We start from the raw sequence: 263 nt of genomic DNA, 5'->3' as shown, positions 1-263 counted from the left end.
GACTCACGTGGACGGCGTGCTGTTTATCGGCCCGGCCGAGGGCAGCCTGCTGGGGCGCCACGGCATGCGCTCCATCGGCGTGCCGCAGTCCTTTGCCTTCAGTCGGCATGTAGAACCGGCCGCGCCGGCTGCACCTGTGATCAACCCGCCGCCCGCGCCGCTACCGCAGCGCTGGGCGGCGCCGATACCGCTCAAGCCGCGACCGTTCAGCTCGGTCACCCCCCACGTGCCACCGGTCAAAGCTACGCATACCGATGCAGGGG

1 pseudogene is annotated in these 263 nt (G+C 70.3%); it reads left to right on the top strand.

From position 1 onward, the window contains the following. A pseudogene (locus QN399_RS26405) lies at positions 1–263 on the top strand (chemotaxis protein CheR); the annotation flags it as partial.

The organism is Pseudomonas sp. 10C3, from assembly GCF_036346185.1.
Lineage (GTDB): Bacteria > Pseudomonadota > Gammaproteobacteria > Pseudomonadales > Pseudomonadaceae > Aquipseudomonas.
Note: the sequence above shows the minus strand (reverse complement) of the source record. Positions and strands in the feature narration are given on the sequence as shown.